The sequence below is a fragment of the Celerinatantimonas marina genome (assembly GCF_046054165.1).
GTDB lineage: Bacteria > Pseudomonadota > Gammaproteobacteria > Enterobacterales > Celerinatantimonadaceae > Celerinatantimonas.
On record NZ_JBFNXK010000016.1, the window covers coordinates 1 to 23,681 of the forward strand.

The following is a 23,681-nucleotide window of genomic DNA, read 5'->3' on the forward strand; positions in this document are numbered from 1 at the left end:
GATGACTATGACGTCTATTTCTCGATGATGAAAATAGGTCGATTAGATGAACGCACCATGAAAATAATTCGTCTAAAGTAACAAGGGACATGTAAACCATGTCCCCGGTTTAAAATGTAAAGGATGTCCCGTTTGTACAGGGGTCGTCAGCGGTTAAGCCGCTAAAATTGTTTTTAGATCGGCATCGACCTGACCAATACTGCGCATATCAAATTTTTCCTGAATGATGGCGAGTAGATTTGGGGTCAGAAAAGCGGGAGCAGTTGGGCCGGTGTAGATCCCTTTGACCCCTAGAGCAAAGAGGGTGAGCAGGATCACAATCGCTTTTTGTTCAAACCAAGATAAGACCAGTGTGAGTGGTAGCTCATTAATATCACAATTAAATTCCTTGGCGAGTGCCAGTGCCAATTGGATGGCCGAATAGGCGTCGTTACATTGGCCGATGTCGAGCAGCCTGGGAATGCCGTTAATCTCACCGAAATCATTTTTATTAAAGCGATATTTGCCACAGGCCAGCGTCAGAATTAGCGTATCCTCCGGTGCTTTGGCAGTAAAGTCAGCATAGTAGCTGCGTTCTCTTCGACTGCCATCGCAGCCACCCACGAGGAAAAAGTGCTTAATATGGCCCTGTTTGACCTGTTCAATAACAGCTGGCGCGGCGCTCATTAAGGCATTGCGACCAAAGCCGATGGTGATGTAGTGCTCGATTTCGTCATATTGAAATCCGGGATGGGATAATGCGCATTCAATGACCGGACTGAAATCATCGCCTTCAAGATGAGCTACACCCGGCCAGCCAACGATGCTTCGGGTGAACAAGCGATCAGCATATTTCCCGACGTTGGGATCTAGCAGGCAGTTGGAGGTCATGACAATGGCACCCGGAAAGTTGGCAAATTCTCGCTGCTGGTTTTGCCAGGCGCTACCGTAGTTACCGACTAAATGAGGATATTTTTTCAGCTCCGGATAGCTGTGAGCCGGAAGCATCTCACCATTGGTGTAGACGTTAATCCCTTTGCCTTGAGTTTGTTGCAGGATCTTTTCTAGATCGTGCAAGTCGTGTCCGGAGACTAAAATACATTGGCCTTGGATGGGTTTGACGTTAACGGTGGTGGGTTCTGGATGTCCGAAGGTCTGCGTTTCACCCCGATCCAGCATTTCCATCACCTGATAGTTTAGCAGACCAATTTGCATCGAACAGTCCAGAAGTTGATTAAGATCGTCCGGATCGGTGCCGAGCCAACTCATGATTTCATGATAACGGGCATAGATATCGTTATCGGTTTGGCCAAGGACCCGGGCATGTTCCATATAAGCAGCAGCCCCTTTCAGACCATATAAACAAAGCAGTCGCAACCCAATGACATCTTCATGCAGTTGTTCATGTCCACGGTTAACGGCCATTTGAGGTGCCATCGCTAGAATGGCTTCAGCGCTTTGGGGGAGTTGAAACAGAGCGACGTTAGGCAGATCGACTGCTGCTTTCCCGGCCGTAGCGACACTGACCTGAGCCTTAAGTTGGCTGCGGTAGTGATCGGCTTGGGTGGCCAGTGCCAAAATGCGTTCCGGATCAAAGTTGACGTTGGTCAGTGTTGCGAAAAATGCTTTGGGAGCCCACTGATTGATTTCATCATGGATAATCCCCAATTCAAGCGCCCGAGTGGCCCAAAAAGAAACGCTTTGCAGCGCATAAACTAAAACATCCTGAAGATCAGATACGGCGGCGGTTTTGCCACAGACGCCTTGGGTAAATGCGCAGCCGGTCATGGTTGTGCTGTTGATGGTCTGTTCACACTGAATGCAGAACATAGCATGTCTCCGGTAATTTTTAGGATCATTAATTTTTAAATCAGCAGAGCAGAATGTATGCCACAATGTAACGTATTGATTTTATAGAGTTTATTTAAAGTAAATATGAACTGATGATGTGATAAGTACATCGCCTGCGTTGTCTTTATCACATCCACTGGTCGTGTGATGACTAGCGATCAATGCCGAGTTTTTTGCCCATCCGATACAGGTTGCCCCGATCCATCTGTAAAAAATCGGCGGCTTTAGACCAGACGTGGCCACTTTTGTTTAAGGCATGTTCAATCAGTTCTTTCTGATAGCTTTCGATTAGTGCACGCATCGGCTGGCTGTCTTGGGGCAGATAATGGGATGTGTTTTTAACATCATCTGCGACCAGCTCGCTTCCGAAATGATGCGGCATGATGGTGGTGGCATTCTGTGAGATGGCGTGTAAAGCAGCCCGAGTTAGGGTGTGTTCCAGTTCCCGGACATTACCGGGCCAGGGCAGGGATTCTAGTTGTGTGAGCACCTTGGGGTGAACATGCAGATTGGGCGCATTGAACTGCTGGCGGACTTTTTCCAGCAGATAACCGGCCAGTACCGGAATATCGCCTTCACGCTGGCGCAGCGGTGGTACATGGATTGGGAACACATTCAATCGGTGATATAAATCGGCTCGAAAGCGGCCGTTTTCCACCTCTATTTCCAACTGGCGATTGGTTGCCGCGATAATTCGGACGTTGACGACCAAATGTTGATCACTGCCAACTCGCTGTAGTTCACCTTGTTGGATCACGCGCAGCAGCTTGGCTTGTAACGTTAAAGGCAACTCACCGACTTCATCTAAAAATAGGGTACCTTCATCCGCCATCTCAAATTTGCCGGCCCGCGCACTGTTGGCACCGGTAAAGGCCCCTTTAACATGACCAAACAGCTCGCTTTCTGCCAGCGCTTCGGGCAGCGCCGCACAGTTAACGTAGATCATCGGCTTATCACAGCGTTGGGAGCGGGCATGGACGGCATGTGCGATCAACTCTTTGCCGGTTCCGGTTTCTCCGCTGATTAAGACAGCATAATCAGAGCGGGCGACGGTAGCGATATTACGCCGCAGTTGTTGCATTTGTGGGCTTAGACCAATGAGTTCATTATTTTTAGAGCGGGCCTGTTGAATTAAAGTCTGGGTGACATGCTGTTGCTTTTGATTCTGAGTTTTCAGTGCTTTTAATTGAGCAATATGGCGTAGTGTTGCCGCCGTTAATGCGGCAAAAGTTTCCATCGTTACCGGATCGATGCTATCGAAAGCGCCCACGGTGAGCGAGTCCATCGTCAGAGCCCCCACCAGTTGCTGCTCAATATAAAGGCTACAGCCCATGCAATCGTGTACATCAATGGAGGCGGCTTCGGCCAGCAGTGCTCCATCAAATGGATCCGGAAGCGGGCTGTTGGCATCAAAACGTACCGGCGAGCGGCTATTAATAATGGCCTCCAGCCTTGGATGCGCTCCGGGAAAATAACGTCGTCCCAGTACGGTATTGGAAACGCCTCTGACCGCTACCGGGGTGAGGAACCCCTCTGCATCCAAGATCAGTAAACAGCTGGCATCACAGGGAAAAACCTGCACCACACCGTCAATGAGGTGTTGATACTGCTGCTGATACGACAGATTTGAACTGAGATTTAAGGCAATACTAAGCAGAACCTGATCCAGTGGGGTCGGCATCGGTCTATTCCATCATTGTTAAAATACTCATGCTAGCAGATGGATGTCATTTTGACATCCACCCTGCGTGATGATGTGGAGGAACACCGATTTTTCTGGATTGTACATACAATAGTATTCATTCGGTTGTAGCCACCGACATAGGCTACTCTTGAAACGAGCCCGAGAGCTGATGTACGGAGCGTCATCTGTGTGCCGATAGCCTTTTGAAAATATGACAGGAATAAATGTATGGGAAATCAAAAAAGTAGCTCTGCAGGAAAGTGCCCCATTATGCATGGAGGGATGACATCGAGTGATCAGTCGGTGATGGACTGGTGGCCAAAAGCGCTGAATCTGGATATTTTGCATCAGCATGATCGCAAATCTAATCCGCTTGGTGCAGATTTTAATTATCGTGAAGAACTGGCCAAGCTGGATGTGAATGCCCTTAAAGCTGACTTGAAAGCGTTGATGACTGACAGTCAGCCATGGTGGCCGGCTGACTGGGGGCACTACGGCGGTTTGATGATCCGCATGGCATGGCACTCCGCTGGGAGTTACCGGATTGCCGATGGTCGGGGTGGAGCCGGGACCGGTAACCAACGTTTTGCACCACTAAATTCATGGCCGGATAACGTCAACCTGGATAAAGCGCGACGTTTATTGTGGCCGATTAAGAAAAAATATGGCAACCAAATCAGCTGGGCTGACTTGATCATTCTGGCTGGGAATATGGCCTATGAATCGATGGGATTAAAAACGTTCGGATTTGCATTTGGCCGGGAAGATATTTGGCATCCGGAAAAAGATACCTACTGGGGTTCTGAAAAAGAATGGTTGGCCCCAAGTGGCAGTGAAAATAGCCGTTACTCCGGCGAGCGCGATTTAGAGAATCCTCTGGCAGCCGTCATGATGGGGCTGATTTATGTGAATCCGGAAGGGGTTGATGGTCATCCGGATCCGCTGAAAACCGCTCAGGATATGCGAGTGACCTTTGCTCGAATGGCAATGAATGATGAAGAAACAGTGGCACTGACTGCCGGTGGTCATACCGTTGGAAAATGTCATGGTAATGGTGATGCGGCTAATCTTGGACCCGATCCCGAAGGGGCTGAACTGGAAGAGCAGGGGCTGGGCTGGATCAACCATAGTTCACGAGGCATTGGTCGCAATACGGTTAGTAGTGGCATTGAAGGTGCCTGGACCACCCATCCGACCCAGTGGGATAATGGATATTTCAGTCTGTTGTTCAAATATGACTGGGAACTGCAAAAAAGCCCAGCCGGCGCGTGGCAATGGGAACCCGTGAATATCGCCGCAGAGGATAAACCGGCCGATGTGGAAGATCCATCCATGCATTACAATCCGATCATGACGGATGCGGACATGGCTCTGAAAATGGATCCGGAATACCGTAAAATTGCTGAAAAATTCCAGCAAGATCAGGCGTATTTTTCTGAAACCTTCGCCCGGGCTTGGTTTAAACTGACTCACCGTGATCTGGGGCCTAAAGCTCGTTATGTTGGCCCGGATGTTCCCGCCGAAGATCTGATCTGGCAGGACCCAATCCCCGCAGGTAAAACCGATTACGATATCGCAGCCGCCAAAGCTAAGATCGCGGCTAGTGGCCTGAGTTTAGCGGATATGGTTGCAACCGCATGGGATAGTGCCCGAACTTTTCGGGGATCCGATTATCGTGGTGGTGCCAATGGCGCACGCATCCGTCTGGCTCCGCAAAAAGACTGGAAAGGCAATGAGCCGGAACGTTTGGCACGAGTGCTCGCCGTGTTGGAACCCATCGCAACGGGTTGTGGGATGAGCGTCGCGGATGCGATTGTGCTCGCGGGTAACGTAGGGGTTGAACAAGCGATCCAAGCGGCTGGTTTCTCGGTTGACGTACCGTTTATGCCCGGGCGCGGCGATGCGACCTCCGAGATGACGGATGTTGAGTCATTCGACGTGTTGGAACCGTTAGCGGATGGATTCCGAAACTGGCTGAAACAAGACTATGTCGTCCAGCCGGAAGAACTGTTGTTGGATCGAGCACAATTGATGCGATTGACGGCACCGGAGATGACGGTGTTAATCGGTGGGATGCGAGTACTGGGAACCAACTATGGCGGAACTGCGCATGGCGTATTGACGGACCGAGTCGGTGTTCTCAGCAATGATTTCTTTGTCAATCTGACCGATATGGCTTACACCTGGAAACCTAAAAGTCGCCGTCTGTATTCGATTTGTGATCGTCAATCCGGTGAAGAAAAATGGACGGCCACTCGTGTGGATTTGGTGTTTGGCTCAAATTCTATCTTACGCGCCTATGCTGAACTTTATGCGCAAGATGACAGCCAGCAGAAATTCATTGAGGACTTTGTGGCCGTTTGGACTAAAGTGATGAATGCGGATCGCTTTTAGGGGGTTGAGAATTTGAAGCGATAAGACAGACTAATGTCTGTCGACCCCACCCTAACCCTCCCCTTCATAAGGGGAGGGAATCATAGAGTTTGGATAATTATATCAAAGTCAGACCTCACTCTAATCCTCTCCTCTGGCAGGGGGAGGGAATCATAGAGTTCGGATGATTACATCAAAGCTAGATCTCACCTAGGCCTTCCCCTTTGGCAGGGGAATGATTGAATTTGGATAATTTCAGCAAAGCCAGACCCCACCTAGGTCTTCCCCTTTGGTAGGGGAGGGAATCATAGAGTTTGGATGATTACATCAAAGTCAGACCTCACCTAGGCCTGTCCCTCTGGCAGGAGAGAGAAGCATAGAGTTTGGATATTTCCTCCCCCTTATTAAGGGGGAGGTCAGGAGGGGGTTTGTAGTCACTTTGAATAGCACCTGCAATAAACTGAATTTATTTAAATACGTTATAAATATATAATTATCACTCGAATAGAAATATGATCAAAATTTTAAAAAATTAACATTTTAATTACATGTAAATATATTTTTAGAATAGTTATAGTAATCTGTGCTAAATTAAAAATAGTCATACTGTTATTTCAAAATAACGTAACGCTTGTATATGGACGTATTTGCTGAACATTAATAAATTATTATGTTTTTTGTCAAAATAAAAGGAATTAAAGTGAACCGATATTTCTCATATTTATTAGCTCCAATATTGTTGTTGAGTTCGTTGACTACGTATAGCAGTGGTTATTACCGGGAAGATACGCAGACATTTGGACTTTCTTCTCAGGATATTAAGTTTTGTCAGTATTTGAGTCATACCGATGCACAAGTGGTTAAACTATTTTTTATTGACGGGGTTCCAAAAGATAAAATAGTTAAAGTCCTTCAGGATAACGGTTTACCTGATAAAATGCTTCCAATGGTCAAAGACAGCATTGAACATGTCTGTCAGGTTAAGGATGCTCAAAAAAAGGCGAAGCTTAAAAAAATATATAGCCGTTATTTGAGTCAATATTCAACAGATGAATTAAATACTAAAAACTTGGAATATAAATTATCACTTCAGTGTCTGAGCTCTTCACTAACTAACCAAATATCTAAAGTTTTCCCGATAAAGGCATTTTACACGGCTTCTTCAGATTGTGGTCTGAATGCAGATTTAAAAGAAGAATTTATTTTATCTTATCTATTTAATGGGAATTCATTTGAAGCGGTGACTCAATCGCTAGAAGCCAATAGGAAAAAGGATTTAAAGAATCCAAATTATTCTAAATTGTACCATGATAATGTTGAACAGGCCGCATTTAAAAACGTTATGTTATTACATGCTAATTTTATCACAGATGATATGCAACCCCTTAATCCAGCACTTTTGACAGATAAAAAAATTAAAACAAGTTTGATTAAATCAGTGATTGAAACGAAAATTCCTTCGTATCTGACTTGTTTTGAAAATATTAAAATGCGTTATGATTATAAAAGTAAAAAATTGTCGGATAAAATTGATCAGTATAATGATAAAGCCCGAGCATTGTTGGAATCGCCTAAGATCCAGCTTAATGATGTCGTTGAATTTTTTTATTTTTCGAAATTTGTTGAGAATGCCGCTGGCTCTGATCTCGATTATTTATCGAAACACAATGTGGTGGTGTTATTGCGGTTCCGAGATCGGCTTTTAAACCTGTTTAAGGCCAGCGACAGTTATCAGGGAGAGGCTAAAAAGCTGATCGGATTGATGCTTAAAACCTCAACCTATTAATGCGATGAAAGACGGCTGTTGGCCGTGAGCAAATACGACGGGTGCTGAAGGCCCGTCGGGGCATAGAATTCATCATGGGTATAGGTAAAACCTAGCGATGTGAGTAGTTGTCGCGATCCGGTATTTTCTGGATGATGGCCGGCGAATAGGGCTGTCACCTGCAATGTTTCAAAGGCATAATCGATGACCGTTGTTGCGGCTTCAGAGGCATATCCCTGCCGCCAGTACTGAGCACAAATGTGAAACCCGATTTCCAGAATATGCCGCTGTTGATCATAGGGACGCAGCCCCGCGCAGCCTATCAACTGTTGTGAGGTTCGTGCAAATAGTGGCCAGTATTGATAGCCGTATTGTTGTTGGGTGGTGATTTCTTGTTGCAATCGATGGTTGACTTGAGTCTGGGTCAGTGGGCCTCGGTTGTCGAATAGCCGAGTCACCTTAAAATCCCCCCATAATTGCATGGCGATAGCGAGATCCTCTTGTTGCCAGATCCCAAATCCTAAACGTTGGGATGTTAAAAAGTAATGTCGCAAAATTAGATCTCCATTCTTATGGGGTCCCCTCGGTGAGCAACCGGAGGGACTAATCGTAAAATTCGTAGGCCCCCTCAATGGCATGGATTAAGGCAACGATTAAGGTGTTGTATGGGGTCGGCACGCCATATTGTTTGGCTTGTTCGACAATCGCACCATTGATGGCATCGATCTCCATTCTGACCCGATTTTTCCGGTCTTGATACATGGATGAATAACCATTTCCAGCTTTTTCACAGACGCTTCGGACCATATTGAGGGCTTCTCGGCGATCGAAATAAGTGCCATCGGCTTCAGCAACTTCAATGGCTTCGTAAATGAGCCGTTTGGCAAAATCCCAGGCGCTATCGTTTTTAATCATATAACCGATCGGGGTTTGGGTGATGGCAGTAAAGGTATTGACGGACAGATTGACGAGTAATTTGCTCCAGATAATGCGCTGAATATCGTCAGCAATTTCCACTTCAAATCCGGCCTGAGAGAGTTGCTGAGCCACCAGATTAAGCATGCGCTGTGCATCATGGTTGCTACCGATATTGGTGATCCCTTCACCGGGGTGTTGGATGTTTCCCTGGCCCAAATTGACGGCGTTGTGTTTGCTGGTACCAATGACAATATTGTTGGGGGCGACGTATTGGGCGATTTTTCGATCATTGCCAGCCCCGTTTTGCAGTGTCATCACAATGGTCGACGCTTTAAATAAGGCCTGATTTTGGGCCAATGCTTGCTCGGTGTAGGTCGATTTCACAAACACGATCACCAGATCGACACTTTCCTGATACTGACCGGAGCGATAGGCTTTGACGTTGCTAAAATGCGCTTTATGTCCATCGGCTTCCACGACGGTGATACCATTATTCTGGATAGCTTCAACTTGGGCGTCCAGAGCATCGATCATATACACATCATGATTCTTGCTCAGGTAAGCGCCATATAAGCATCCCATTGCACCTGCGCCGATAACTGCGATTTTCAATCCTGTTCTCCTGTTGATTTTATGGTGCCAGAGCTGTCTGCATTGGAGAAATAGAGCTGGCTGTTAGAAAGCATGATACCAATGTAAGCGTACGAACGGCTCGACATGCTAAGCCGTGCTCTAGTGATACGTATAGGCTTCGCCTTGTTGTCCGAGTCGTCATCCGAGTTGCGAACAGAGTAGCAAAAGCATGAGTCGGCAGCAAAATGAATTCGCTATTTGGGCCGCATGTGAGAAAGGCATAGAAAGCCCCGCGAGGTAAAACGGAGCTCCTCGCGATACCATCACTGCGCTTTATTGGCTGTAGACAAAAGGCAGTGATCCGATCAATTCATGAGTAAATCCACTAACGATACGATCACAAATGTTTTTGGGTCATAGACGACGGTATATCCCTGATAATAGCCCATATCATAACCTTGGGGCAGATTAGGTAATTGCCGGGTTAACGATGTGGGGGCTGGGGTGATGTAATGACGATAGCGGCTTGGGATCGGTTGTCCCTGATGGAAAGTGGGGCGACGATGGCGATCAACCCGGCCCAAAATTCGTTGATAATGCTGTTTCATCACATGTTTATTGTGGTCATTAACGACATAATGAGCCCCGGGACGATTCGAGTGAGATGGATTAGCGCCCATCTTTTGGGATTGATGCTGGTTTTGGGGATGACTCGCACCTTGATTGGTGTGCCAGCGTTGATCGCTAGGATGGGATGGCTTATTCCCCTGATGCGTTCCTTGAGTATGTTGCATCGGATCGGAATGAGGTTTTCCGGCGTGGGTCTGCTGGTCTCGTGCGTGCTGATTGATATTCGGGTGGCGGTTGGGCTGGTATTCTTGTGAAGCGGTATCCGCGGAATAGGTGGCCAGAACTCCGGCCATCAGAGTGGCAACAGCCATGCACCCTAATGATTTTTTCATTTTCATTCCTCATTCGATGCTGTTTGGTCGCAACATCATAGCGATTATCGGTAGCATGAATAACTTTTCATGTCCGGTTTTATTGAGTTTGCGCGCCCGCGAGCCCAACGGGAATATCAGCGAGCCTTTGGGGGGGCTATTTCATGACGCATGATAATCAGTGGATGTCCCCCGACGACTTCGGCATAGCGAATAAATTCGAATCCAAACTTCGCGTAGTAATCTTTTAAATATTCATGCGCATGGAGTTCTATCGCGCTAGCCTCTAATTGGTGGGCATGAGCCATTAAGGCTTCAATCATTTTCGAAGCAATGCCAAGGCCTCGGTAAGCCTTGAGTACCCCGACTCGGGCAATGACGGCCAAACCGGTGGTATCTACGGCTAAACGAGCGGTGGCAATGGGGGTTGGTCCATCTGTCACTAATGCGTGATAAGCCGTTTCATCTAAACCGTCGGTATCCAGTTCCCGAGGAATACCCTGTTCTATTGTAAAAATCTGATGTCGGATGGATTGCGCTTTGGCAATGAGTGCAGCGTTGCTTCCAATGGTGATATCCATACCGGTACATGCTCCTGTCGTTTACATTTCGGCTGCCTGATTTAACGCTTCTAAGTCGTGATTGGCAATTGTTTTTAAGTGGTGGGTAATTTTAGCAACGTCCTAATCCCACTAGGCGATTTCTAGTAACCGGGTAATGATGGCCGGTTCAAAACGAGATTTGATTACTGTCGCTGGATTTCCACCAACGATACTGTAAGAGGGCACATCCCGAGTGACTAGCTACGATAGCGCTATGCCCGATGATAACGCCAGCCATGATAGTCGCTTCGATATCGCCCCGATGATTGTATCACCTTTATAAGGTCGTTCGTTCAAAGTGGGTTGTGATCCTTCCTAACCTTGACCAAAGATATTAAAAGGGTAGGTAGAAAAGCCGGATATCTTATGGTTCATGCCGTTCATGATGAATTTGACGTTTTTGGCGATGGCGTAGAATTTGCCAATGATGAGTTGTCTTCTATAAAAAGGAAGTGATAAAGCACATGATGTTCAAAATTTTTATGCAATTGCTGCAATGGCTATGATGAGGGTGATTGCTCATTTAATGCATGCTGAAATAAAAACTAAGGTATGGATGATAAGATAAATGAGAGACTAAAAATAAATAGAGGGCAAAAAATAGCTGAATTCGATGATTGCTTGTTTTTTTAAGGCGGTTATCTTCGCGTGAATAGGTCAGCAGAGACAATGATGATTGGGGGCGTTGGCTATTTATTTTAAATAAGAGTGATTATCTTTAGCCGAAGCATCCAGGAGCCAAACTGATTTTTAATAAGATTGGGTTTTAGCATTGACGCATGAGAAGATGGAATAGATAAAAGTAACCCTAACAATGTGCGCTTTGCAGCGCACATCAATGGGCAGGCAATTATGCGTGAACGATGAAACGGTCACTATCTGCCATAAATTCTTTGTCCTGAGCAGGCTGTTCAATGCTACCAAATGGCATTTGAGCACGCAGTGTCCAAGTGGCAGGAATATTCCATTCTTTAGCGACAGCAGCATCAATCACAGGGTTATAATGTTGCAGTGTTGCACCGATATTTTCAGTGGCTAATGCAGTCCAAACTGCTAATTGAGCCATCCCACTACTTTGTTCTGACCAGATAGGGAAGTTGTCAGCATATGCTGCGAACTGTTCCTGCAGGTTTTTAATAACGGTCTGATCTTCATAATAGAGAACAGTCCCGAATCCACTACGGAAGCAGCCATCAATTTTGCTTTCAGTGGCACCAAAGTTTTCAGCTGGGACGATTTTACGCAGTTCGTCTTTGACGATATCCCATAATTTATGGTGATATTCACCGAACAGAATAACAGCACGTGAACTCTGTGAGTTAAATGATGAAGGTGAATTTTTAATGACATCTTGGATCAGGGTTGTCAGTTCTGCTTTGCTCTGAGTCAGTTTGTCACCAAGCGCGTAGATTGATCTTCTGGCTTTTAAATTCTTTAAAACGATATTATCCATAAATGCTCCAAATTGAATATTAAAGGACCGTTAAAATAAAATTACCTTTATTAAAGGCGAGTCCCGAACAGGACTAAATAATGGGCAATGACTACGGCCCGTTACAGTTATTAAAACTCGTTAATGATGATGTATCATCGCTCGATATGAAATAATTAACAACTCTTTTGTAAGGATTAGCGTTTAATATATTTAAACACAGCGTTTATATTTTCATGACTCTTACTGTAAAGAGGAAGGTTTTATATTTTTACTGTAATTTAAGAAAGTTAAAAGAATAATAAAACAGAGAGAATGACCTTTTTTCAAGGATCGGTATCACATTATTTCAATCACTGATAATTCGCTCAGATAAAATAGTGATCTGAGCGAATTAAACTTATCCATCGCTGGTACTTATTCAGACTATTGTAAATAGAAATCAGTCTCAATAGCTCATCAATATTGAATTCCCTTTATATCCCGATTGGTCACGGTGCTTATTTAAAGTTTTATTCTTATCTGTTGACGTTTTAGCTAAAAATAGCGCCGTAAAGCCCTTAAGAAAAATTGATCTACTCAATTTTTGGGGCGTTTCGAAATACAAAGTAAGAGCTCGTTTTTTAGCTCTGCGTCATTCGTGAAAAAAATCTGCATCCTTTTGCTTCGAGATACGTCTTAATGACAAACCCTTGGCGATCATCGTTGTGGTGTGGTCATGGAATGAAGAGGAAGGATCAATGTTTATCGTGTTTACTTTGCTGGCTGATTGGGTCGCTTATCGATTGTTGGCGCTGTCTCCCTCATCCCGTTGGGGCGGTGCCGTGCATTTTTTTGTAGAAGATACCAGTAAGATCATGGTGTTGCTGGTGGTCATGATCTATCTCATCGCGCTGCTGCGAGCTTCGCTGAATGTGGAAAAAGTACGGCATTATTTAGCAGGCAAACAACGTTGGTTTGGTTATTTGGCCGGTAGTTTTTTTGGAGCCGTGACACCGTTTTGTTCCTGCTCCAGCATTCCAGTCTTTCTGGGGTTTACCTCAGCGAGCATTCCCATTGGGATCACGATGGCTTTTTTGATCACATCGCCACTGATTAATGAAATAGCCGTACTGCTGCTATTTAGCCTGTTGGGATGGAAACTGACCTTGCTTTATATCGGCATGGGTATGGTGATCGGTATGCTGTGTGGTTGGTTTTTGGATGTCATTGCGGCGGAACGCTGGTTGCAACCGTTGGCCGCGAGGGCATTCGATCGGCGGCAAAATTCGGCACTGGTGACCTCAACAATGACGCCAGCGGTGTTGACACTGGGTGATCGGCATCAGTTTGCAAAACAGGAGCTGCGAGCCATCGTGGGGCGGGTGTGGAAATGGGTTTTGATCGGGGTTGGGATTGGGGCCTTTTTACATGGCTTTGTGCCCGATGGCTGGATTGAAATGCATCTCGGCGCAGGGCAATGGTGGTCAGTTCCGGTGGCGGTTATGGTCGGTATCCCTTTGTACTCTAATGCGACGGGGGTGATCCCGGTGATGGAAAGTTTACTCAAACATGGCTTACCGGTCGGGACGACGCTGGCTTTTTGTATGAGTACTGTGGCCGCTAGTATTCCTGAATTCGTGATGCTCAAACAGGTGATGCAATGGCGATTATTAGGCTTATTGCTGGCATTGTTGCTGGTTGCTTTTACGGTGATGGGATGGGTGTTTAATCTCAGAGTTCTGTTCTAAGAAGCCTTTTACGTGAGTGATACGCATCGATAGAACGTTGATGCGTATGACGTTTATTGGATTGAAGGAGATGATGATGAAAGTATTTAAAGTATTAGGATCCGGCTGCGCTAATTGTGTGAATACCGCCAAATTAATCGAGCAAATAGCACAGGAGCAGGGGGTTAGTGTGCGTGTTGAAAAAGTGACGGATATGGAAACCATTATGGATTACGGCGTGATGTCAACTCCCGGGGTTGTGCTGGATGGGAAAGTGGTGCATGCAGGGGGTGTTCCTCAACCGGAAGCAGTACTTCGCTGGTTACAAGCTTAAGCACAATGCCTTGGCCAAGATCGCACGATCTTTTATATCGTGTTGATACGAAGTTGTGGTCCGCAGTGGCGAAAGGGCTGCGGACCGTGAGCCATGGGCGATGTGCATGATCAGGCGACGTTTTTTGGTGGGGGCAGCGGATCGTGCTAAATCAAAAAACTTACTTATAGATAAGAATACTTAATTATTGTGGATTGAACTAAAGTTAAGAAAAATTATATTTTTCTGTCTTATAGGAATCAATCTGAAGAGTTACCCATCCCGCCAATAAGACGACAGCTCGTGAGGTGCGATTGTTGTTATTGAAGGGCCGCTGTTTAGCCATTGAGCTTGTCGCTAAAAAATTTGTAACAGAGGATGATCGCCACTGGCCAAGCTGTTTATTTTGAGGTCAGCTCGCTGGGTTAAAGTTTGAATATAAGCGAAGTATGAGGTCTGCGAGGACGCACTGTCCTGCCTGTCGGAACAGGCGCCATGCAGGCAGTACGTGAATTACAACAGCACGGAATACCAAAAAACCCGACCAATAAGGGTAATTTTTTGCTCGATAATCTGCTGCTCGGAATATTCTCTAGGCGGATATTCCTGCTCGTTAAAACTAAAGATCCGCAGCCCGCCTCCGGGGAGTTTATACAGTTTTTTGATAAACAGTTCCCCATTGTGGTTGATAGCAAAAATCTTGCCGTCGATCAATTGCTGGCAGCCGCGATCAATCCCAACCGTGGAGCCATCGGGAAGTACGGGTTCCATACTGTTGCCGGTCACTACGACGCAGACCGCATTCTCAGGTTCAACCTGATAACGTTTGAGAGTTGATTTTGCAAAACGCAGCCGGAATCCGTGATCGACTTCGGCCTCATTAACAAATCCATTCCCTGCTGAAAGATTGACATCGGTTAAAAATGGTAATGCCACTTCATCTTCTCCTAAAGGCGTTTGGCTATCCCAAACCTGCATATTCCCCAGCAATTCAGCATTACCTTTAAACGCCTGCTGCTGTTCCTTGCCAGTTTGTAACCAGGCCGGATCCAATTTGAGCCGGTTACATAATGCAATGAGGTTTGCGCCTTTTGGAGTGGTGTCTCCTCGTTCCCATTGAGTGACGGATGCAGCGGATACCCCAATACTCTTGGCGATATCTTTCTGGGTTAATTTGAGTTCTTTTCGAACCCGGCGAATACGGTCGCCAATCGATTCTTTATCCATGTTAGTTATCTTACATGATATTGACATAAGTTTTCTAATATGTGTAAATATAAGAAAACTTATTTTTAGGTGTTTATGAAAAAAATACATGTCATTCAGCAACTGGGCTCTGTTGGCCAAGTTGCCGATCTACTGGGGATCAGTCATTCCGCTGTCTCGCAGTGGGGTGAACTCATCCCAGAAAAGCAGGCACTTCGTCTTCACATGCTCACCCATGGAAAACTGAGCTATGACCCTGCTTTGTACCGTCACTCTCAGTATATGTCAGATCCAACGCAATCGCCGCAGCATCCTTCGGTTCGGATCTGGATGTTGAACTAATAGGGGAGAAGGATTGATGAATCAGGGAAATATGTCAAAAGCGGAGGCCATGCCGATGCCAAAACCACTTCAGGTGCAGCCAGATCTTAAGCAAGCTGGGTTTGTGGTGCTTTGGCGTAGCCTGCTGGAACAAAGTTGGACCAGTAATGTGTATCGGCTAGCCGCATTTATGCGACTGTTGAGTCGGGCAGCCCATCAGGAGCGAAGGGTTCGCTATAAATCTCGGGAGTGGTCACTGCGCCGGGGACAACTGGTGGTGAATGCCAGCGAGTTGGGGCTGCAACTTCGAGATCCGAATCATCGGCCGATGAGCCGAGCACAAGTTAAACGGATTTTAGATGGTTTTAAAGCGATGGGGCTGATCACGATTGAAGGGACGCCGTTTGGCTCGGTGATCACGATCTGTGATTACGATCAATGGCAATCCCCTAGTGTTGGCTCAGGTCTCGAATCGGCAGCGGATGCGACGGTGACCGCTTTAGCCGATCACCCGGTTGTGACAGCAAGCGATCGATTATCCGATCAAGCCGATCACAAGGTGGATATGGCATCGGCGGAGGGTGTGGATCAACCTGAGATCACAGCTGGTGATCAACAAGGCGTTGTAACAACAGAACAACCATTGCAACCATTGGATCAAGATCTTGATCGGCAGGTATCGTCCGGATCCTCGCTCACGGTGGATCATGGCGATGCTGATGATTGGCGTACTGCCTCCTGGATGGCGCAGCGGGTGGTGCAGATCCATCAGCAACAAGCGCTGCCGGGAAAACTTCCTTCACCCAATTTGGACAAATGGGCCCAGACCATTAGCCGAATGCGACGCTTGGATCACCTGAGTCATCACGATATCTGTGCGCTGTTTGACTGGTGCTGTCGGGATGATTTCGAGCGGGCGAACGTGCGTAGCCCGGAAAAACTGCGAAAGCGTTTCCCGCAATTGTGGCTGAAAGCATTTGCTAAAACGCAGCCGCGTAGCGATGTGGATGACGACGCGGACTTAAGTTGGATGGATGGCTTGCTGTTGCCGATTGCTCAGGGAGGGATGTGCTCATGAAATCGATTCAGGAAGCATGGATCAAACCCTCGGCATTTGAAGGTGAAGCCGAGGTCTCCAGAGCGCCGAGTACAACGGATGGGAGCTTTTTTATCGAGGTCTGGCGGCAGCTGAAAGTCGCCTTTCCAGCCTGGCGGCAAGCCTTTCCGACCAAAGCTGCGGAACAGGCCGCGAAACGGGTGTGGTTGATCGCGTTAATTGAAAATGGCGTCACGCAGGAGCAATCGATCCAGATGGGACTGCGAATGGCGCGTCAGTTGGAGATCCCGTTTTTCCCCAGCCCCGGCCAGTTTATCAAATGGTGTCAACCCACCCCAGAAATGCTGGGACTTCCCAGTTTGGAACAAGCCTATCGGCAGGCACTGACGCTGCGTCCAACCCATGCGGTCGTCAAAGCAGCGATCCGGGCGACCAAATTTGAGCGAGGTATTTTGCCGGAGGCTCGGTTTCATGCCGTATTCGAGCGGGCTTATACCATTATTTGCCGTCGCTATGCCCGAGGTGAACCCATTGATAGTGCCGTCAGTGCCGCGTTGAGCGAGCAGGCTGAGACCTGCCCGGTTAGTTGTGAGCGCGGTTTAGATTTAGTGGCCTCCGTCCGTCGGGCGTTGGGGCTCACCCGAGACCCACATTGAGAGTCATCGATGTCGATGAACCATCAGTAGATGACAGGAGAAAAGATAATGCGATTCAACCGACCTGAAATGACCTTTCACTGGCGCGAAAGCATTGCTGCTGGCCGCCCCGTGTTATCGGTCGAAATACACTTGGCCCCTCAACCCCAGATCCGTCCGCTGTTAGAGGATGATGAGCCGCTGCGCGGGGCTGCTCTATCCCGAGATCCACATCGCTCGGAAAACTTAGAACAAGCGATGTTTGAATACCTGACCACCCAGACCACGATGCGAAAAGTGGCCGCTAAGTGGGGCGTGAGTTCAACCACATTATGCCGCCATTTAGGGCTACTCAATCAGGTGAGTCGGGGAGAGTTAGTGCGGAAGTTAAAAAATTAAGTGCGGCATCGTCCCGGATTCCACGGTGTTGCATCCGGGCTACACGTATGAGGGAAACGTCGCCCGGCCATAGCGAAGCGGATGCCGGGGGGCCCGGATTGCACAGTGTTATATCCGGACAACAACACATATGAGGTAAACGTCGTCCGGCATAGCGAAGCGGATGCCGGAATATCCCCGGATTGTACGGTGTTACATCCAGGCAATACACATGATGTAAATGTAGCCCGGTCATAGCGCAGCGGATGCCGGGATATCCCCGGATTGCACAAGGTTATATCCGGGCAACATACATGAGGTTAAACGTAGCCTGGTAATAGCGCAGCGGATGCCGGGATATTTCTGGATTGCACGGTGTTACATCCGGGCTACACGCATCAGGTAAACGTCGCCCAGTCATAGCGAAGCGGATGCCGGGCCCGGATTGCACAAGGTTACATCCGGGCTACACATCTGAGGTTAAACGTAGCCCGGTAATAGCGCAGCGGATGACGGGGCTCCCGGATTTCACAGGGTTGCATCCGAGCTACACATCTGAGGTTAAACGTAGCCCGGTAATAGCGCAGCGGATGCCGGGTCCGGATTGCACAAGGTTACATCCGGGCAATACATATGATAAACGTCGCCCGGCCATAGCGAAGCGGATGCCGGGATATCCCCGGATTGCACGGTGTTATATCCGGACAACACATATGAGGTTAAACGTAGCCCGGTAATAGCGAAGCGGATGCCGGGGTGTTCCTGGATTCCACGGTGTTATATCCAGACAACACACATGAGGTTAAACGTCGCCCGGTCATAGCAAAGCGGATGCCGGGGCTCCCGGATTCCACGGTGTTACATCCGGACAATACACATGATAAACGTAGCCCGGTAATAGCGAAGCAGATGCCGGGATATCCCCGGATTGCACAAGGTTACATCCGAGCAACACACATGATGTAAACGTAGCCCGGCCATAGCGCAGCGGATGCCGGGATATCCCCGGATTGCACAAGGTTACATCCGGGCAACACGCATGAGGTAAACGTAGCCCGGTCATAGCGAAGCGGATGCCGGGGCTCCTGGATTTCACGGAATTATATCCCGACGACAAATATTGGAATGGCGTTGATAAGAGAATAAACACAATGAATATCAAAATATGATTTAAATACGCCTTGGGTAAATTTGAAATGATTCGTAATAAACAGGATTAATGATAGGCGATGACCATTTCAATTTAATTAATAATTATATTTATAACTTATTTTATATGAACCGTTATTTATTCCATGAACGGATGATGACGAAAAAATAAGAGTGGATGATTGTATTGAGTTGGGGCTTGAGCGTCCCGTCACTGTCGATACCATGAATCCATTCGATATGAATGAGGAGATGACCGATGTTAAACGATCCAATCGAAGCCTGGCATGATGCTTTTTGTTCCATTCGTTCCCGCTCTGGTTCCGGTAGTGGTAACAGCGGTATCACCTGGGAAGTGATGCAGGGAGAGTTAGCGAAAGTTAAACAAACGATTTTAGCCTTGCCTGCCAAGCAATTGGATATCGGCATGGTGATGTTCGCGCCGGATGATGTGCAAGGTAACTATCTGAATCGGGTCGAGCAGATGGTTTACCGAGCGCTGGTGGATGCCAAACCGGAGCGCGTGAAAAGTTTTAAACAGATCCGCCGTTTATCACTACTGGTGGACGCCTTACTGCTCCGCTGTCGACGGGAGTTGAATAACCCGGAAGCCAAGGTGGCAGATGCTGAAATGGCCGTCACTTTGGGGATCCAAGCTTCGGCTTATTATCGGGACTATAAAGAAGATAGCGAACAGGTGATCGCCATGATGAATCGCTATGCCCATGATGCCCTGATCCAGGTCGGATACACCTGCGATGCGATTCACCGACAGTACCGATTATCAGCATAAGGAATAAGATCGCAAAAAGAGCCTATGAGATGAACTCATGGGCTTTTTAATGGGCGCTGTAAAGTGACGTGCCTTTCGGGCGTGCTATTTATTGTAAAGCAGCGATGGGTGGATCATTGATATTTTTTGCAAATTGCCGCTTGCGATTTGTAAACGTGCCACGCATTGTTTCTTCACACTGCAAATTGGTCCGAAAAGAGAGCCTGTGAGATAAACTCATGGGCTTTTTAATGGGCGCTGTAAAGTGAAGTGTCTTTCGGGCGCGCTATTTATTGTAAAGTTACAATGCGTGGATAATTGATATTTTTTGCAAATGACTCCTTGCGATTTGTAAATGTGCCACGCATTGTTTCTTCACACTGCCAATGAGTACCTCTTTTAATCCCGTGGATGATGATTCGCGGGATTTTTTTATTTCTGAGGAAGCATTATGAAATTATTTTCAAGGCTACTGGAGTGGCTGAGTCAGCAGCGGCGATGGTTGCTGTGTGGGTTGGGGATCATCGTCGTGATCCTGTTAGCCTGGGGATTGCGCCATAACCCCATTTTTACCGCATTCGTTAGTTTTATGATCAGCTTGGCCCGTTCATGCACCATTGTGGGATTGGCCTGGGTGACACTGCGACTCTTTGATCGCAGTTGCCATTTAACCTTTCAACAGTGGTCGGGACGAGTCGATGATCCATATCACCAAATTGCGATGGGGTTGTATTTTGGCTTGCGCTGTCTGGCTGTATTCCTCGCCTTCGCGATCGGCATGGCCTAACCATTACGATTGGCAGATCCGCAAGTCGGCGCGCCATTATTTACCGTATGAACCGTGGCAACTTTATAAAGCACAGCTGATTCAGGAATCGTCGCTGAACCCTGAAGCAACCAGCCGGGTCGGGGCTCGGGGGCTGGCGCAATTTATGCCCCGAACCTGGGCGGATGTGTCCCGGCAGTTGCAGTTTGATGGTTCGCCCACGGATGCACATTTGGCGATTCCGGCTGGTGCTTATTATATGGCGCAGCTACGGGCCGTTTGGCATTGGCCTCGTCCCGAAACGGATCGCTACAATCTGGCGTTGGCCTGTTATAACGCGGGCTGTGGCCGAATTTTAGCCGCGCAGCAACGCTGCCATAATCCCTCGCGTTATTCGGACATTATGGCCTGCTTGGAGCAGGTGATGCCCGATCCGAACGAGACCCTTCATTATGCCCCAAGTATTCGGGCGATTTATCGAGAATTAATGAATGAGTAAATTTTTGATTTACCTGAGTCTGGGTCTGGCCTTGTGCACAGGAATGCAACAGTGGCGGATTCATCGTTCGGATCGGGCGCTGACGGTGGCGCAGCAGAATATCAGCCAGTTGACGCTGAATCGCGATCAACTGGCGCAATCTTTATCGGCTTCGGAAGCCAGTAACCGCTCTTTAAAAGATGCGTTGCAACGCCGGGAGCGATTGTTGCTGCAACGTCAGCAATGGCTGGCGTCGCAACAAAAACAATTCGCTGAGCTGACGGACAAACTAAAGGGACTGAGAAAAACAGATGAAAAAACAAAACAATGGTCTCATGCTCGTGTTCCCGATGGTGTTATCCGCCTGCTCGGCGCTTCCCGCTCGGCAAGTGGTCGTGCGAACCGTGTACGAACCAATGAGGCCTCCGGCTGAATACCTTCAGCCCACCGAGGCGCCTTCATTACCTACGATTCCGGCGCTGAATTATGATCTCGTCGATTATGCCAGTCGTCTGAAATTTGCCTTACAACGCTGCAATGCGGATAAACGGAGTCTTCGTCAATGGCAAGCCACATCAACCCCGTAAGTCAGACTGTGGCGAACGTTTCATCAGGCATTGCTTTATCACAGAGTTTACCGAATAGCGGGTTTGCTAAATCCTTGTTATCGGCTTCATTTGAACAGTTAATCCATGGTCATTTTCATTTTCAGACCGGCGATATCGTGACGCTGATCGTGACGGCCATTGTGATTTATAACTTTGTCGTGTCGCGCTGGCAGGCCCGGAAGAAAAAACCAGCCGGGCTGGTGAAGCCGTCTGGCGAAGCCAAATAGAGCTTCCTAATGGTGCTGCACCCAAGCCATCGAGGCTATGTGATAACTCGACCCTCCATCAGGGGTAACCCGTTGGATCCTCAAGGATGGGGTGATGCGTTTCGACGTTGGCAATGGCCTTTGTGACTTACCAAATTGGAATAGATGATGAGTGAAAATCAATCTCTTTTAGATCGTTATCAGAGCGCGATGCAAGCGTATTTATTATCTCAGTGTCCCTGGCTGGTTTCGGTCAGTCTGGATGCGGCTATGTTGGCGGCAGAGCCGTTAGCGACGCCTTGTGCGCTGTTGAATATCGAGCGCTGGGAACCTGCTGCGGAAAACTCGCATCAGGCCATGCCGCGCTTTGATCTGAGCTGCCAGCTGATTGTGATGGTGGCTGCCGATGGCTCGGATGGTTCCACCGGCATTTTAAATGCGGCAATGGCCTTGTCCCGAGCTCTCAGTGATCAAGCGCCGGGGCCCGATCTGCTCCCGGCGACGCTAGTGAGTGCCCAGCCTTATGTGCTGGAGGCAACATGGGATGGTTATCACGCTTGGGAGCTCCAGTTGCAGCAACCGCTGGAGTTCACTGAAGGCCTCGAAGAGGGCACAACGCCGCATGCGCTTTGGATCGGTCTTTCGCCGGATATCGGTACGGAGCATCTGAGTGACTATCAGCTGATTATCGATACGGAGGCATCATGAACTCGGATGTGCAGATCCTAAGAGACATTCAGCGGCGACTGGTCAATATCGTCCGACGAGGGCGAGTACATAGCGTTGACTTTTCGCAGACGCCTCCGCGCGTTCGGGTGCAGTATGCGCCGGATGTTGTGAGCGCCTGGCTGCCGTGGATTGGGGGTCGAGCTTCTGGGGCATCGCGCTGCGACTGGGAACCGCTGAGCGTGGATGAGCAGTGTTTGATCCTTTCTGAAAGCGGCGATCTGAATAATGGCGTGGTACTTCCGGCACTGCTGGATAGCAGCAATGTGCCTCCGAGTGTATCGGCGGATGAACATGTGACCCGTTACAGCGATGGCACGGAAACGCGCTATAACCGCCAAACGCATCAACTACAGATCACCATCAAAGGCGATATGAGCCTGCATTGTGATGGAAACATGACGCTGACGGCCGGAGGCGATATTGAACTGAATGCCTCCGGAAATATGAAACATCTTGCAACTCGGATTGATTTAAACGAATGAGCTGGATCCCAACCCAACAAACGCTGTTTCGAGTGATGGATAGTGCCACCCACCTGAATTATCAGCTGCAATATCAACCCGCCGAAAATGAAACGGTGACCGGTTATCAATGGCAAATGGAGCCGCCGGATCATCCGTTTACGTTGAGCACTCGTGAGGATGGGGTGATGCTGAGTGCGGTGCAGTTAACCGGTGTGTTTCATCCACAGGCGCTGATTTTTCGGGATGGGAACACCATCCGCAGCGTCTCCGACTGGTCTGAATTACCGTCTGCGGTGGCGCTCGTTGAATTTCATCCCCCGGCGAATGGGCAGCGCGGTTATACATTGACGGTGACCGCGCATATCGTGATCACCGATCCATTAACCGGAACCGAAACTGATGACGACGTCCATCAATCGTGGGCCATGAGGGTGCGTCATAACTACGATTCCGGCAAAACTTTACTGGAGAATTACATTCATGCCAGCTCTAACTCGTAATGGCGACGGAGGCACCGGTCATGGTGATTTTCCGCCGCGTCACAGCACCAGTGGCAGCTCCGATGTTTTTTGTAACGGCAAAGCCGTGCACCGCGTCGGCGATCACTGGGCGCAGCACTGTAACTCAACCCCAACTTGTCATCAGGGCGCATTAGCCAGCGGCAGTCGCCGGGTCTTTGCCAATGGGCTACCGGTGGGTCGCATCGGTGATCCGGTGGATTGTGGCTCGTTGGTCGCAGCAGGCAGCCATAACGTCTTTGCCGGAGGTTAAT

General features: G+C 48.1%; 28 protein-coding genes and 1 pseudogene. 18 read left to right on the top strand and 11 right to left on the bottom strand.

Annotation, left to right across the window (positions count from 1 at the left end):
* Positions 1–153: 153 nt before the first annotated feature.
* Together hcp and norR are read right to left on the bottom strand one after the other, a co-directional pair.
* Positions 154–1,809, bottom strand: coding sequence for a hydroxylamine reductase (gene hcp, locus ABUE20_RS15425; RefSeq protein WP_408620848.1), 1,656 nt, complete (start codon positions 1,807–1,809; stop codon positions 154–156).
* A gap of 172 nt (positions 1,810–1,981) precedes the next feature.
* The gene (gene norR / locus ABUE20_RS15430) at positions 1,982–3,511 is read right to left on the bottom strand and encodes a nitric oxide reductase transcriptional regulator NorR (protein ID WP_408620849.1); all 1,530 of its coding nucleotides are present in this window, start codon (positions 3,509–3,511) and stop codon (positions 1,982–1,984) included.
* Between the two features lie 231 nt (positions 3,512–3,742).
* Between norR and katG the strand changes: the two genes are divergently transcribed.
* Both katG and ABUE20_RS15440 read left to right on the top strand, forming a co-directional pair.
* Positions 3,743–5,908 (top strand): catalase/peroxidase HPI, encoded by a 2,166-nt coding sequence (katG, locus tag ABUE20_RS15435; protein ID WP_408620850.1) that lies wholly within the window; start codon positions 3,743–3,745, stop codon positions 5,906–5,908.
* Positions 5,909–6,557: 649 nt separating this feature from the next.
* Positions 6,558–7,673 carry a hypothetical protein gene (locus ABUE20_RS15440; RefSeq protein WP_408620851.1) on the top strand — a complete coding sequence of 372 codons (1,116 nt, stop codon included), beginning with the start codon at positions 6,558–6,560 and terminating at the stop codon, positions 7,671–7,673.
* Here ABUE20_RS15440 and ABUE20_RS15445 read toward each other — a convergent pair.
* The 6 genes and pseudogenes from ABUE20_RS15445 to ABUE20_RS15470 all read right to left on the bottom strand — a co-directional run bounded on the left by ABUE20_RS15445 (position 7,670) and on the right by ABUE20_RS15470 (position 12,139).
* On the bottom strand, positions 7,670–8,206 hold the full coding sequence (locus ABUE20_RS15445) for a GNAT family N-acetyltransferase (protein WP_408620852.1): 537 nt from the start codon (positions 8,204–8,206) through the stop codon (positions 7,670–7,672). The genes ABUE20_RS15440 and ABUE20_RS15445 overlap by 4 nt on opposite strands.
* A 49-nt stretch (positions 8,207–8,255) precedes the next feature.
* Complete coding sequence (locus tag ABUE20_RS15450) at positions 8,256–9,182, bottom strand: ketopantoate reductase family protein (RefSeq protein WP_408620853.1); 927 nt, start codon at positions 9,180–9,182, stop codon at positions 8,256–8,258.
* 326 nt (positions 9,183–9,508) lie between these two features.
* Entirely contained in the window at positions 9,509–10,105 is a 597-nt protein-coding gene (locus ABUE20_RS15455; protein WP_408620854.1) for a hypothetical protein, read from the bottom strand.
* A 116-nt stretch (positions 10,106–10,221) separates the two neighbouring features.
* Positions 10,222–10,665: a GNAT family N-acetyltransferase gene (locus ABUE20_RS15460; protein ID WP_408620855.1), complete on the bottom strand. Its 444-nt coding sequence runs from the start codon at positions 10,663–10,665 to the stop codon at positions 10,222–10,224.
* A gap of 21 nt (positions 10,666–10,686) precedes the next feature.
* Positions 10,687–11,168, bottom strand: a pseudogene (locus ABUE20_RS15465) (CatB-related O-acetyltransferase); the annotation flags it as partial.
* 368 nt (positions 11,169–11,536) lie between these two features.
* Complete coding sequence (locus ABUE20_RS15470) at positions 11,537–12,139, bottom strand: nitroreductase family protein (RefSeq protein ID WP_408620856.1); 603 nt, start codon at positions 12,137–12,139, stop codon at positions 11,537–11,539.
* A gap of 719 nt (positions 12,140–12,858) precedes the next feature.
* Between ABUE20_RS15470 and ABUE20_RS15475 the strand changes: the two genes are divergently transcribed.
* Complete coding sequence (locus tag ABUE20_RS15475) at positions 12,859–13,848, top strand: permease (protein ID WP_408620857.1); 990 nt, start codon at positions 12,859–12,861, stop codon at positions 13,846–13,848.
* A 76-nt stretch (positions 13,849–13,924) separates the two neighbouring features.
* Positions 13,925–14,161: a thioredoxin family protein gene (locus ABUE20_RS15480; protein ID WP_408620858.1), complete on the top strand. Its 237-nt coding sequence runs from the start codon at positions 13,925–13,927 to the stop codon at positions 14,159–14,161.
* Between the two features lie 492 nt (positions 14,162–14,653).
* On the opposite strand, the gene ABUE20_RS15485 is transcribed toward ABUE20_RS15480, so the two are convergent.
* Positions 14,654–15,367: a S24 family peptidase gene (locus tag ABUE20_RS15485; protein WP_408620859.1), complete on the bottom strand. Its 714-nt coding sequence runs from the start codon at positions 15,365–15,367 to the stop codon at positions 14,654–14,656.
* Between the two features lie 75 nt (positions 15,368–15,442).
* Between ABUE20_RS15485 and ABUE20_RS15490 the strand changes: the two genes are divergently transcribed.
* From ABUE20_RS15490 to ABUE20_RS15505, 4 genes are read left to right on the top strand one after another with little or no spacing between them, the layout of a single operon-like run.
* Positions 15,443–15,688 (top strand): Cro/CI family transcriptional regulator, encoded by a 246-nt coding sequence (locus ABUE20_RS15490; RefSeq protein WP_408620860.1) that lies wholly within the window; start codon positions 15,443–15,445, stop codon positions 15,686–15,688.
* Between the two features lie 16 nt (positions 15,689–15,704).
* The gene (locus ABUE20_RS15495; protein WP_408620861.1) at positions 15,705–16,745 is read left to right on the top strand and encodes a phage replication protein O; all 1,041 of its coding nucleotides are present in this window, start codon (positions 15,705–15,707) and stop codon (positions 16,743–16,745) included.
* Positions 16,742–17,380: a replication protein P gene (locus ABUE20_RS15500; RefSeq protein WP_408620862.1), complete on the top strand. Its 639-nt coding sequence runs from the start codon at positions 16,742–16,744 to the stop codon at positions 17,378–17,380. The genes ABUE20_RS15495 and ABUE20_RS15500 overlap by 4 nt, the downstream gene beginning before the upstream one ends.
* Before the next feature lie 48 nt (positions 17,381–17,428).
* Positions 17,429–17,758 (top strand): hypothetical protein, encoded by a 330-nt coding sequence (locus tag ABUE20_RS15505; protein ID WP_408620863.1) that lies wholly within the window; start codon positions 17,429–17,431, stop codon positions 17,756–17,758.
* Here the strand turns inward: ABUE20_RS15505 and ABUE20_RS15510 are convergent.
* Together ABUE20_RS15510 and ABUE20_RS15515 are read right to left on the bottom strand one after the other, a co-directional pair.
* Positions 17,755–18,030: a hypothetical protein gene (locus ABUE20_RS15510; RefSeq protein WP_408620864.1), complete on the bottom strand. Its 276-nt coding sequence runs from the start codon at positions 18,028–18,030 to the stop codon at positions 17,755–17,757. The genes ABUE20_RS15505 and ABUE20_RS15510 overlap by 4 nt on opposite strands.
* A 524-nt stretch (positions 18,031–18,554) precedes the next feature.
* Positions 18,555–18,833, bottom strand: coding sequence for a hypothetical protein (locus tag ABUE20_RS15515; RefSeq protein ID WP_408620865.1), 279 nt, complete (start codon positions 18,831–18,833; stop codon positions 18,555–18,557).
* Positions 18,834–19,145: 312 nt separating this feature from the next.
* Between ABUE20_RS15515 and ABUE20_RS15520 the strand changes: the two genes are divergently transcribed.
* The 10 genes from ABUE20_RS15520 (at position 19,146) to ABUE20_RS15565 (ending at position 23,680) form a co-directional block, all read left to right on the top strand.
* Positions 19,146–19,679 (top strand): hypothetical protein, encoded by a 534-nt coding sequence (locus ABUE20_RS15520; RefSeq protein ID WP_408620866.1) that lies wholly within the window; start codon positions 19,146–19,148, stop codon positions 19,677–19,679.
* A 430-nt stretch (positions 19,680–20,109) separates the two neighbouring features.
* The gene (locus ABUE20_RS15525; protein WP_408620867.1) at positions 20,110–20,445 is read left to right on the top strand and encodes a hypothetical protein; all 336 of its coding nucleotides are present in this window, start codon (positions 20,110–20,112) and stop codon (positions 20,443–20,445) included.
* A complete protein-coding gene (locus tag ABUE20_RS15530) occupies positions 20,393–20,923 on the top strand; it encodes a transglycosylase SLT domain-containing protein (RefSeq protein ID WP_408620868.1) in 531 nt (176 codons plus the stop codon). The genes ABUE20_RS15525 and ABUE20_RS15530 overlap by 53 nt, the downstream gene beginning before the upstream one ends.
* The gene (locus ABUE20_RS15535; protein WP_408620869.1) at positions 20,916–21,335 is read left to right on the top strand and encodes a hypothetical protein; all 420 of its coding nucleotides are present in this window, start codon (positions 20,916–20,918) and stop codon (positions 21,333–21,335) included. Before ABUE20_RS15530 ends, ABUE20_RS15535 begins: the two co-directional genes overlap by 8 nt.
* Positions 21,253–21,489 carry an Rz1-like lysis system protein LysC gene (gene lysC / locus ABUE20_RS15540; protein ID WP_498038926.1) on the top strand — a complete coding sequence of 79 codons (237 nt, stop codon included), beginning with the start codon at positions 21,253–21,255 and terminating at the stop codon, positions 21,487–21,489. The genes ABUE20_RS15535 and lysC overlap by 83 nt, the downstream gene beginning before the upstream one ends.
* Positions 21,465–21,737, top strand: coding sequence for a hypothetical protein (locus ABUE20_RS15545; protein WP_408620871.1), 273 nt, complete (start codon positions 21,465–21,467; stop codon positions 21,735–21,737). The genes lysC and ABUE20_RS15545 overlap by 25 nt, the downstream gene beginning before the upstream one ends.
* A gap of 147 nt (positions 21,738–21,884) precedes the next feature.
* Positions 21,885–22,424 (top strand): hypothetical protein, encoded by a 540-nt coding sequence (locus tag ABUE20_RS15550; RefSeq protein WP_408620872.1) that lies wholly within the window; start codon positions 21,885–21,887, stop codon positions 22,422–22,424.
* Positions 22,421–22,927, top strand: a complete 507-nt coding sequence (locus tag ABUE20_RS15555) for a phage baseplate assembly protein V (RefSeq protein WP_408620873.1) — start codon at positions 22,421–22,423, stop codon at positions 22,925–22,927. The genes ABUE20_RS15550 and ABUE20_RS15555 overlap by 4 nt, the downstream gene beginning before the upstream one ends.
* On the top strand, positions 22,924–23,409 hold the full coding sequence (locus tag ABUE20_RS15560) for a hypothetical protein (protein ID WP_408620874.1): 486 nt from the start codon (positions 22,924–22,926) through the stop codon (positions 23,407–23,409). The genes ABUE20_RS15555 and ABUE20_RS15560 overlap by 4 nt, the downstream gene beginning before the upstream one ends.
* Positions 23,390–23,680, top strand: a complete 291-nt coding sequence (locus tag ABUE20_RS15565; protein ID WP_408620875.1) for a PAAR domain-containing protein — start codon at positions 23,390–23,392, stop codon at positions 23,678–23,680. The genes ABUE20_RS15560 and ABUE20_RS15565 overlap by 20 nt, the downstream gene beginning before the upstream one ends.
* Position 23,681: the final 1 nt, after the last annotated feature.

Excerpts from the sequence above, each read along its gene's own strand:
- hcp (WP_408620848.1), bottom strand. The coding sequence starts at position 1,809 with ATGTTCTGCATTCAGTGTGAACAGACCATCAACAGCACAACCATGACC.
- norR (WP_408620849.1), bottom strand. The coding sequence starts at position 3,511 with ATGCCGACCCCACTGGATCAGGTTCTGCTTAGTATTGCCTTAAATCTC.
- katG (WP_408620850.1), top strand. The coding sequence starts at position 3,743 with ATGGGAAATCAAAAAAGTAGCTCTGCAGGAAAGTGCCCCATTATGCAT.
- ABUE20_RS15440 (WP_408620851.1), top strand. The coding sequence starts at position 6,558 with ATGTTTTTTGTCAAAATAAAAGGAATTAAAGTGAACCGATATTTCTCA.
- ABUE20_RS15455 (WP_408620854.1), bottom strand. The coding sequence starts at position 10,105 with ATGAAAAAATCATTAGGGTGCATGGCTGTTGCCACTCTGATGGCCGGA.
- ABUE20_RS15460 (WP_408620855.1), bottom strand. The coding sequence starts at position 10,665 with ATGGATATCACCATTGGAAGCAACGCTGCACTCATTGCCAAAGCGCAA.
- ABUE20_RS15470 (WP_408620856.1), bottom strand. The coding sequence starts at position 12,139 with ATGGATAATATCGTTTTAAAGAATTTAAAAGCCAGAAGATCAATCTAC.
- ABUE20_RS15475 (WP_408620857.1), top strand. The coding sequence starts at position 12,859 with ATGTTTATCGTGTTTACTTTGCTGGCTGATTGGGTCGCTTATCGATTG.
- ABUE20_RS15480 (WP_408620858.1), top strand. The coding sequence starts at position 13,925 with ATGAAAGTATTTAAAGTATTAGGATCCGGCTGCGCTAATTGTGTGAAT.
- ABUE20_RS15485 (WP_408620859.1), bottom strand. The coding sequence starts at position 15,367 with ATGGATAAAGAATCGATTGGCGACCGTATTCGCCGGGTTCGAAAAGAA.
- ABUE20_RS15490 (WP_408620860.1), top strand. The coding sequence starts at position 15,443 with ATGAAAAAAATACATGTCATTCAGCAACTGGGCTCTGTTGGCCAAGTT.
- ABUE20_RS15495 (WP_408620861.1), top strand. The coding sequence starts at position 15,705 with ATGAATCAGGGAAATATGTCAAAAGCGGAGGCCATGCCGATGCCAAAA.
- ABUE20_RS15500 (WP_408620862.1), top strand. The coding sequence starts at position 16,742 with ATGAAATCGATTCAGGAAGCATGGATCAAACCCTCGGCATTTGAAGGT.
- ABUE20_RS15505 (WP_408620863.1), top strand. The coding sequence starts at position 17,429 with ATGCGATTCAACCGACCTGAAATGACCTTTCACTGGCGCGAAAGCATT.
- ABUE20_RS15520 (WP_408620866.1), top strand. The coding sequence starts at position 19,146 with ATGTTAAACGATCCAATCGAAGCCTGGCATGATGCTTTTTGTTCCATT.
- ABUE20_RS15525 (WP_408620867.1), top strand. The coding sequence starts at position 20,110 with ATGAAATTATTTTCAAGGCTACTGGAGTGGCTGAGTCAGCAGCGGCGA.
- ABUE20_RS15535 (WP_408620869.1), top strand. The coding sequence starts at position 20,916 with ATGAGTAAATTTTTGATTTACCTGAGTCTGGGTCTGGCCTTGTGCACA.
- lysC (WP_498038926.1), top strand. The coding sequence starts at position 21,253 with ATGGTGTTATCCGCCTGCTCGGCGCTTCCCGCTCGGCAAGTGGTCGTG.
- ABUE20_RS15545 (WP_408620871.1), top strand. The coding sequence starts at position 21,465 with ATGGCAAGCCACATCAACCCCGTAAGTCAGACTGTGGCGAACGTTTCA.
- ABUE20_RS15550 (WP_408620872.1), top strand. The coding sequence starts at position 21,885 with ATGAGTGAAAATCAATCTCTTTTAGATCGTTATCAGAGCGCGATGCAA.
- ABUE20_RS15555 (WP_408620873.1), top strand. The coding sequence starts at position 22,421 with ATGAACTCGGATGTGCAGATCCTAAGAGACATTCAGCGGCGACTGGTC.
- ABUE20_RS15560 (WP_408620874.1), top strand. The coding sequence starts at position 22,924 with ATGAGCTGGATCCCAACCCAACAAACGCTGTTTCGAGTGATGGATAGT.
- ABUE20_RS15565 (WP_408620875.1), top strand. The coding sequence starts at position 23,390 with ATGCCAGCTCTAACTCGTAATGGCGACGGAGGCACCGGTCATGGTGAT.